Here is a 9,533-nt window from a genome sequence, read left to right on the forward strand (position 1 = left end):
TAAGGCTTCTTGTATTTTATCATTATTAGCATGCATGAAAGTAGAACTCATCCAAACCACTCCAAACACAGACACTACAGCAGAAGCCATAGAGGTAAACAAACTGGCTTTGGTAACATCTGCCGTACTTGTTTTAGTAATTAGCATCATAGCCGCAGAAGCAGTAAGTGTAATAACGCTGATTATTGTTACCATAGATAAAGATCCATTGGCAGCCACTGCAAGAGTTTTGGCACCAGGCTCAAAACTAGGAACTAAATTTGGAAAAGCCCCCGCTATTACAATCAGAACTATTGCAAACGTGAATATTAAAACTGAAGTTTTAGCACCAGGCTTTAAACTTTTTTCTTCACCTTCAGCATCTACTTCCATACTTTTTGCAAATTCGGGATCTTTCATTTTTTCAATAAAAATAGGATCATTATCCAATTCTGCTCCTTTTTTGAAAACAGAAAAACAACCTATTAGTATGCCGATAATACAGGCCGGAATACAAATCATCATGATATCTACCAAGGCACCAGGATAACCCAATATAACCACCAAGGCAGCTGTTGCAGCACTCATAGGACTTCCTGTCAAAGCCAAATGAGAAGCTATAACCGAAATACTTAATGGTCGTTCGGGTCGAATTCTTTTCTTAGCCGACACTTCAGAAATAATTGGTAATAAGGAATAAACTATATGGGCAGTTCCTGCAAATAGACATAAAAAGTAAACTGTAAAAGGCGCAATAAATGTGATATTTGAAGGATTGCTTCGAATAATTTTCTCTGCCAAATTAACAAGATAATCTAGTCCTCCTGATGCCTGTAAGGTTGCTGCCGTTGTTACAATAGCCATAATTATTAACATCACGTCAAGAGGAGGGTCTGTAGGCTTCATTTTAAAAATAAAAAGAAAAATAAACAATCCTACCATACCCATTACACCTAATCCAATTCCTTTCATTTGTGACCCTATAAGAATCATTCCAATAAGAACAGCAAATTCAATCCAAATCATATAGCTATATTTAAGGTTACTACTATTATTATATTTGAAACAAAAAAAGTGAACTTTATAAAAAATTCACTTTACAACTTATTAATAATCAAAGAAAAACTGCTGTATCTTTTCTCTATCCGATGTAGTTGTCAAAGCCAACATCAATAAAACTCTAGATTTTTGTGGATTTAAATCATCTGAAACAACAAAACCAAGTTCGGCATCTTTTACTTCATTATCTAAAGTAATTCTGCCAGAACCTGCTCTTGCAGAACGACAAACCAAAATTCCTTTTTTAGCTGCATCTGCCAATGCCTTTCCTACTGGCTCGCCGAAATTACCATTTCCCATTCCTGCGTAAACTATCCCTTTTACGCCTGAATTTGCAATTCCAGTCACAGATACAGGGCTAGCATCTGCATATCCGTAAACAATTTCTACTTGAGGCAATGAAGTCAAACTTGTGACATCAAACTTTTTGGAAGGATTTCTTAATGATTGATAGTAGTAATTTACTTTACCATCATAGATTAATCCAATTGGGCCGAAATTACGAGATTGAAAAGTTTCTAAATTTGTGGTACTGGTTTTAGTCACATCTCTGGCATCATAAATTTTTTCATCCATAGCTACAATCACCCCTTTTCCTTGACTTTTTGGACTAGCAGCAACCATTACTGCATCCAATAAATTTCTATTTCCATCCTGACTCATCGCTGTTGATGGTCGCATGGCTCCAACTAGAACAACTGGTTTATCTGACATCACTGTTAAATCCAAAAAATAAGCAGTTTCTTCCTGAGTATCTGTACCATGTGTAACCACTACTGCCTCGGCCTCATTATTTTTGAAAATTTCATTTATCCTTTTTGATAATTTCAACCAAGTCACCACATTCATATCCTGGCTACCAATTTGAGCAATTTGCTCTCCAGTTATTTTTCCATAATCATGAATTTGAGGCACTGCATTTAGCAAATCATCAATAGGCACTTTCCCTGCTGTATAAGCAGCTTTAGTTGCTGATTCCCCTGAGCCAGCAATGGTCCCACCTGTAGCCAAAATAATGATTCTTGGCGAAGTTTTGGGTACTTTATTTTGTCCTTGCACTGGTAAACCAAAAACTGAAATCATAAATATTAAAACAATCTTTTTCATAATTTATCTAGTTAAAGTTAATTCAATTAATTTTTGATTTTTATAATCTATAAAACTTCAAAGCATTATTTCTGACCCGTCATTGTTGCCGGATCTAAAAGCTTTTTGATTTGATCTTCTGTTAATAATTTCTTTTCGCGAATAAGTTCAAGTATTCCTTTATTGGTTGAAAGTGCTTCTTTAGCCAATTCAGTAGTCTTTTCGTAACCCAAAACAGGGTTTAAAGCGGTAACTATACCTACACTTCGATCAATATAATGTTTCAATACTTCTTCATTTGCAGTAATTCCATCAATACAATTTTTCCTAAATAAAGGCATCGTTTTATAAAAAAGAGCTTGGGATTCCATAATAGAAATGGCAACTACAGGTTCGTAAGCATTCAATTGAAGAAGTCCATTTGAAGAAGCAAATGTCACTGTCAAATCATTACCAATCACTTTATAACAAATCTGATTCATAAGTTCTGGCATCACTGGGTTCACTTTACCGGGCATAATAGAAGAGCCTGGCTGAAGGGCAGGCAGGTTTATCTCAAACAGCCCTGTACGGGGTCCCATTGCCAGGATAATTAAATCACTGCTAATTTTTGACAATGCCACAGACAAACTTTTAAGTGCTGATGAATACATCACAAATCCTTGCATACTTGAAGTGGCTGCAATTAAATCTGGACTCAATACCATTGGCTTTCCTGTGATTTTTGCCAAATGTACTGCACATTTTTCGGCATATCCGGGAGTAGCAGTAATTCCCGTACCGATAGCGGTGGCCCCCATATTTTCTTCATACAAGTAGGCTTCACTTTTGCGTAAGCCTTCTATTTCAGCATCAAGTTGGTATCCAAAAGCATGAAATTCTTGACCCAAGGTCATTGGAACAGCATCCTGACCCTCGGTACGACCCATTTTTAGTATTTTATTAAATTCATCCCCTTTTTTATGAAAAGCATCAGAAAGTAACTTTACTTCTTTCATTAATTTATCATTATGCAATAACAATGCAACATGAATGGTTGTTGGGTACACGTCATTTGTAGATTGTCCCATGTTCAAATCGTCATGGGGTTCTATAAATTTATATTCCCCTTTTTTATGTCCACTTAATTCAAGAGCAATATTTGCAAGTACTTCATTGGCATTCATATTGGCAGATGTTCCTGCTCCCCCTTGATAGAGATCCACCAAAAACTGATCGTAATATTTCCCATCAATTACTGCTTGACAGGCTTTTTCAATAGCATCAAGTCTGTCTTTTTTCATGCGCCCCACATCAGCATTAGCTCTCGCAGCTGCTAATTTCACCATAGCATATGCTCTTACATAATCTGGATAAAAGTTAGTTTTCACACCACTTACCTGAAAATTCTCTAGTGCCCTGGCTGTTTGAACGCCATAATAAGCATCGGCGGGAATTTGTTTTTCTCCCAATAAATCTTTTTCTGTTCGAAACTGGGAATACGAATTGTAACCCATAAAAAGGAATACAATTATTATTAAATTTTTTTGGCTGTTTATCATTAGTTCTACTTTATAACTGTTATTACATATAATTTAGAATCGTCTGAATTTTAATAAACTCTTATGAAGTAATGAATTTAGGATTGATTAAATTTTCTATTGAATAAATTTCCTCCCATTTATCTTGAGAAATTAATTTGCGTTCAATAACTACAATTTGGTGAACACTTTTTCCAGTTTTCAAAGCTTCTCCCGCAATACTGGCACTTTCTTCGTATCCTAAAATTGGATTCAGCTGAGTTACAATCCCAATACTGTTCATCACCATATTATAACAATGCTGCTCATTTGCAGTAATACCAATGATACATTTATCAATTAATGTTTGAATTGCGTTTGACAAATAATCCAATGAAGTAAACATTGCAAAAGCAATTACTGGCTCCATAACATTTAATTGCAATTGTCCAGCTTCAGCCGCCATCGTTACGGTTAAATCTTGTCCTATAACATAAAAACAGGTTTGATTCACCACTTCAGGAATTACAGGATTTACTTTTCCCGGCATAATCGATGAACCAGGCTGACGAGGAGGCAGATTAATTTCATTGAATCCTGTTCTTGGTCCTGAACTCAACAAACGCAAGTCATTACATATTTTTGAAATTTTAACTGCCGTTCTTTTCATTGTTCCCATTATTTGGACATAGGCCCCAGTATCTACTGTTGCTTCAATCAAATCTGGCGATAAGGTTAATGGAATCCCAACCTCTTTAGCTAAATAATTGACACAAATTTCAGGATAACCTTCCGGTGCATTTACTTTGGTTCCAATAGCTGTTGCTCCCATGTTAATATCTAACACTAAACTTTGTGCATCTTTTAACCTTAAAACATCTTCTCCTATTGTAGTTGCATAGGAATGAAATTCCTGTCCCAGAGTCATTGGTACGGCATCTTGCAACTGAGTTCTTCCCATTTTTAAAACTTCCTTGAACTCGCTACCTTTGGCTGCAAAAGCTTTTTCAAGATTTTCAACCGTTTTTATAAAATGATCCATTTTTAAATACAATGCTATTCTAAATGCTGATGGATAAGCATCATTGGTCGATTGAGAACAATTCACATGGTTATTAGGATGCAAAAAATTATACTCCCCTTTCTTGTGCCCTAAATATTCTAATCCAATATTGGCAATTACTTCATTGGCATTCATATTCACAGATGTTCCAGCACCTCCTTGTATTAAATCGCTAACAAATTCTTGATCAAATTTACCAGCAATTACTTGGTCACTACCATAACAAATCGCTTCAGCAATTTTAGCATCCAAAGCTCCACAATCTTTGTTGGCCAGTGCTGCAGCTTTTTTCACATAACCCAATGCCTTTATAAACAATGGTTCTTTTGAAATTGGAATTCCTGTAATATTAAAATTTTCTACTGCTCTAAAAGTTTGTATTCCGTAATACAAATGATCGGGAATTTCCAATTCCCCTAAAAAATCGTGTTCCTTTCTTGTTGTTTTCATATTAATATTTAATTTTAATTTTTTGACTTTTTTAAAGAGCTAAAATAATAAATTTTACTTTTAATACTGATTTTTAAGTTATTTATATTTTTTACATCAACAATAAAATAAATATCAAAATATAAATATTATTATCTTTATATTATAAACTGCATTAGTTCTGTATAAATCAATTCATCATAGAAACCAAAATTGGTCCCCAAGCCGTTAATAATATATTTCCCAAAGCATAAGGGATTGTATATCCTAAAACCGGAAATTTACTGGCCGAAGCATCCTGTATCGCTTTCAGCCCAATAGTGGATGTTCCAGCTCCTGTTTGTGCTCCCAACAAAATTATTGGGTTCATTTTCAGAATATATTTTCCAAAAAAAAGTCCAATGATGTGCGGTACAATTGCTACAACAAAACCAGCTATAACAATGCTAAAACCCATTTCTTGAAGTCCAGAAATAAAACTAGGTCCTGCAGCCATTCCTACCAAACCAATAAAAGTTGCCAATCCCACATTATCAAAAATCCATAAGGCAGGTTCTGGAATGCTACCAAATATAGGTGTCTGTGAATGCAACCAACCAAAAACCAATCCCATTACCAAGGCTCCACCACTAGTTGTTAAGGTTATTGAGATTCCGAAAACAGTTATGGAAAGCAATCCAAAAAGGCCACCTAAAACAATTCCCAACCCTAAAAAAACGATATCTGTTGCAGAACTTAATCGATCTAAATATCCTATTTCTTTGGCCGCTTTTTCCATTAAAACCATTTTACCTGTAAGTTTCAAAACATCGCCTCTAAGTAAAACTGTATCTAAATTAAATGGTATTTCCTGATATTCTCTAGTAACCTTATCCAACATCAAACCATTTCCAAAACGCTTCCGCAAACTTCTAATTGTTTTCCCCGAAATCTCTTTGTTTGTGATTGTTATATCCATGTGTGCCAATGGAAATTTCAATAACTCTTCATCTAAGACTTCGGGGCCAATATTAGATAAACTGTTCAAAATAATACCGTGCTGTGCCATTATTACCAGTATATCGTCTTTATGAATAATGGTTTCCGGAGAAGGTTCTAATAATTCTTTATTATGTCTAATTCTTTGAATAATTAATCGAAGATCTTTATTCTTTTCTTCAAAATCAGAAATAGTAATTCCAACCCATTTATCATTCGTAATTTGGTAAGCTCTTATTATCCATCGCTGATAAGCCGATTGAATACCTGGTTCATGCTCAGTATCCCCAGTCAATGTCTGACTGAGTTTTTCGCTTTCTTCCACTAAATTTATTCCTAATAATTTAGGCGCAATAGTTGTTAAAAAGAAAACAAAAGAAGTTGCTCCAATAAGATAGGTAAGAGAATAAGCAACAGGTATATGGTTAATTAATCGTGTTTTTTCAATTTCAGAAATTGATAATTGATGAATAGCTTCAGAGGCTGTTCCAATAAGAGTTGATTCAGAAAATGCTCCAGCTAAAAGTCCAGCTGCGGTTCCCGTATCATATCCCAAAAGTTTGGACATACTATAAGCAATCAATAAGCAAGAAACACAGATCACTACCGTCAACATCAATTGAGGAAATGCATTTTTCTTTAGCCCTTGAAAAAATTGGGGCCCGACTTTGTATCCTGTAGCAAAAAGAAAAAAATCAAAGAAAATAGTTTTGACAATTGGAGGGATTTCTATGTTCAATTGGCCGATAAGCACTCCTGCGAACAAAGTCCCCAAAACTACTCCAATTTTAAAAGTGCCAATTTTTATATGCCCTAAAGCAAAACCCAGAGATAGTGTTAAAAAAACTGCTAACTCAGGATGCTCCTGCAAAATATGTGTAATTTTTTCCATTAACTTCAGATTACAAATCAATTAACAAAACACACTCTACTTTTTTAAAAACAGGGGCTTGCTTTTAAATTAACACTAAAGTTAACACATAAAGTTGATACATAGATACATACGTAATAAAAAAAATCTGCCATTTTAAATATTCTGCCTAAATCAAATAAAAAGTAACATTCAAATATCAACCAAAACATTAGTATTCGGGGACATACATTTTACTTTTGATAAAATCGCTAATACTTTCAGGCCTTTCAACACCTGCTTGACCAGAATTAAAAATTTCTTCGGCAATCTTTACAGCTACATTTACCGATACTCTCAAAATATCGGCTACATTAGGATAGATTAGTCCTTTTTCAAAATCCACCAAACATACTTGTTCTGCAACAGCTTCTGCGGCAGTCAATAAAATATCATCAGTAACTCTTTTCGCTTCGGTAGCAAAAATGGCAAGTCCTAAAGCAGGAAAAATAAATACATTATTTCCTTGACCTGGAGTAAAAGTTTTGCCTTGATATTCTACAGGAGCAAATGGGCTTCCACTAGCAAAAATAGCTTTCCCTTTACTCCAATTATAAGCTTGTTCGGCAGTGCATTCAGAATGAGAAGTTGGGTTAGAATAGGGAAAAATTATTGGTCGTTCATTTACGGCACTCATATTTTCAATCACCTGCTGATTGAATGCTCCACCAACAGTACTAACACCAACAATGGCCGTCGGTTTAATTTTAAGAACTGCTTCTGCAAAATCAGTGCAGGGTTCAAAATCATGTGCAAATTGCAATTGATGATCGAGAAGATCCTTTCGACTTTTTACCAATAATCCATTTACATCAAACATCCAAATCTGATTTAAAGCTTGCTCCCTAGTCAAACCATCTCTTTGGAATTTTTTGACTAACATGTTGGCTATTCCAAATGCTGCAGCTCCAGCGCCTAAAAACAAAAATCGTTGATCAACAAATGTTTTTTTCATCAAACGACTTATAGAAATAAAACCTGCTGTAGCAATGGCAGCTGTTCCTTGTATGTCGTCATTAAAAGTACAGACTTTTTCTTTGTAGGTATTTAAAATCTGAATGGCATCAACTCCTGGAAAATCTTCCCACTGTATACATATTTTAGGAAATACTTCATTCATCGCCTGAACAAAAGCGGCTACAAAATCATCAAATTCCTTTCCTCTAATCCTTTTGCATTTTAAACCCGGATATAGCGGATCATTCAAAAACTCTTCATTATTTGTGCCAACATCCAATACAATTGGCAGGGTATATTCTGGTGGAACACCTCCGCAACTGGTGTACAGAACCAATTTCCCTATGGGAATCCCCAAACCGAAAATACCTAAATCCCCCAATCCTAAAATACGCCCACCATCTGTGACAACAGTAAATCGAACATCTTTTTCAGGCCAGTTTCTCAGAATCTGTTTTAGATTGTCTTTTTCTTTGATAGAGAGATACAATCCTCTTGGTCTTCGGGTTACTTGACCAAATTTTTGACAGGCTTCTCCAACAGTAGGTGTATAAACCAATGGTAGAAACTTGACAGGATCACTGGATATTGTTTTGAAAAACAAGGTTTCATTATTTTCCAACAACTGCATCAGGAAAATGTATTGGTTTATGGGTCTTTCAAAATTTCCCAGTTGTTCCTGAATGCGAATTATCTGTGTTTCGATGGTTTCAACTGCTTCTGGCAACATTCCTTGCAGTCCATATTTTTCTCTTTCTTCATGGGTAAAAGCTGATCCCTTATTTAATCGAGGATTTCGCAATATCGAATAACCAGTGTTGTCTTCCATTTTAATCAGTTTTATAAATTATTTATTTTTTAAAATCAACAAAACATCAATTATTTTAATTTAGAAATGAATGCTAATAAAATCATTTCGTCCAATAAAAGAAAACTTTAAAAAAATAACAATTCAAAAAAAGATATCTATTTTTTGAATTTTAGAACATAAACTTACAAAAATATTTAATACCTATTCGTTAAATTCAATTAAGAATAAATATTTAAAAACACTCATAGCCTTTAAAATCAAATAGATATAAAATTACTCATCTCCTGAATGATGATCTGGAGCTTTAGGTATACTATGCTTTAATGCTGAGTTGAGATAAAAGAACAATCGAATGGTATGATTCATGTCATATTGATAGCCTGTATATTTTTCTTGATAAACATTCATATAACCAAAATCAAAACTCAATTGGGGATTTATATTTTGTTTGATTCCAATAAATAATCGATTTTGGTCAAATGTATTATAAACCACTTCTTTGCCAAAATGAATTAATAACTCATCAGCTAAAACCAAAGAAGGCATTTTTTTGTTACTGAATATTGGAATGTTAAAACTGGCTAAATAGCGTACTCTATTTGTAAAACGAAGTTCACCTGTAGGTTCATCATTAGCCATTTTTTCTTGCCATCTTTGCTCGTTTCGCAACCTTTGAAGAATACTCACATTTCCAATTTTGGTAATTAACTGTGCTTGTTCATATATCCTATTTTCATCTGCATAAGTTGACCATCCTTCTTT

General features: G+C 34.4%; 7 protein-coding genes. All 7 read right to left on the reverse strand.

Annotated elements, in window-relative coordinates; all coding sequences use genetic code 11:
• Nucleotides 1–1,005, reverse strand: a 1,005-nt coding sequence (locus VFS71_RS19800; protein ID WP_326403415.1) for an anaerobic C4-dicarboxylate transporter family protein, incomplete at its 3' end; no start/stop codon positions are given.
• An 81-nt stretch (nucleotides 1,006–1,086) separates the two neighbouring features.
• Nucleotides 1,087–2,121 carry a type II asparaginase gene (locus VFS71_RS19805; RefSeq protein WP_414656008.1) on the reverse strand — a complete coding sequence of 345 codons (1,035 nt, stop codon included), beginning with the start codon at nucleotides 2,119–2,121 and terminating at the stop codon, nucleotides 1,087–1,089.
• 89 nt (nucleotides 2,122–2,210) lie between these two features.
• Nucleotides 2,211–3,620 carry an aspartate ammonia-lyase gene (locus VFS71_RS19810; RefSeq protein WP_326403424.1) on the reverse strand — a complete coding sequence of 470 codons (1,410 nt, stop codon included), beginning with the start codon at nucleotides 3,618–3,620 and terminating at the stop codon, nucleotides 2,211–2,213.
• A 106-nt stretch (nucleotides 3,621–3,726) separates the two neighbouring features.
• Nucleotides 3,727–5,136, reverse strand: coding sequence for an aspartate ammonia-lyase (aspA, locus tag VFS71_RS19815; RefSeq protein WP_326403418.1), 1,410 nt, complete (start codon nucleotides 5,134–5,136; stop codon nucleotides 3,727–3,729).
• 169 nt (nucleotides 5,137–5,305) lie between these two features.
• Nucleotides 5,306–6,985 (reverse strand): aspartate-alanine antiporter, encoded by a 1,680-nt coding sequence (aspT, locus tag VFS71_RS19820; RefSeq protein ID WP_326403419.1) that lies wholly within the window; start codon nucleotides 6,983–6,985, stop codon nucleotides 5,306–5,308.
• Nucleotides 6,986–7,175: 190 nt separating this feature from the next.
• Nucleotides 7,176–8,789 (reverse strand): NAD-dependent malic enzyme, encoded by a 1,614-nt coding sequence (locus tag VFS71_RS19825; RefSeq protein WP_326403420.1) that lies wholly within the window; start codon nucleotides 8,787–8,789, stop codon nucleotides 7,176–7,178.
• A 255-nt stretch (nucleotides 8,790–9,044) separates the two neighbouring features.
• Nucleotides 9,045–9,533 (reverse strand): DUF2490 domain-containing protein (locus VFS71_RS19830; RefSeq protein WP_326403422.1); only part of this gene is annotated, 489 nt, incomplete at its 5' end.

Source organism: Flavobacterium sp. (assembly GCF_035760125.1).
Classification (GTDB): Bacteria; Bacteroidota; Bacteroidia; order Flavobacteriales; family Flavobacteriaceae; genus Flavobacterium.

Excerpts from the sequence above, each read along its gene's own strand:
- aspA (WP_326403418.1), bottom strand. The coding sequence starts at position 5,136 with ATGAAAACAACAAGAAAGGAACACGATTTTTTAGGGGAATTGGAAATT.
- VFS71_RS19805 (WP_414656008.1), bottom strand. The coding sequence starts at position 2,121 with ATGATTTCAGTTTTTGGTTTACCAGTGCAAGGACAAAATAAAGTACCC.
- VFS71_RS19825 (WP_326403420.1), bottom strand. The coding sequence starts at position 8,789 with ATGGAAGACAACACTGGTTATTCGATATTGCGAAATCCTCGATTAAAT.
- aspT (WP_326403419.1), bottom strand. The coding sequence starts at position 6,985 with ATGGAAAAAATTACACATATTTTGCAGGAGCATCCTGAGTTAGCAGTT.
- VFS71_RS19810 (WP_326403424.1), bottom strand. The coding sequence starts at position 3,620 with ATGGGTTACAATTCGTATTCCCAGTTTCGAACAGAAAAAGATTTATTG.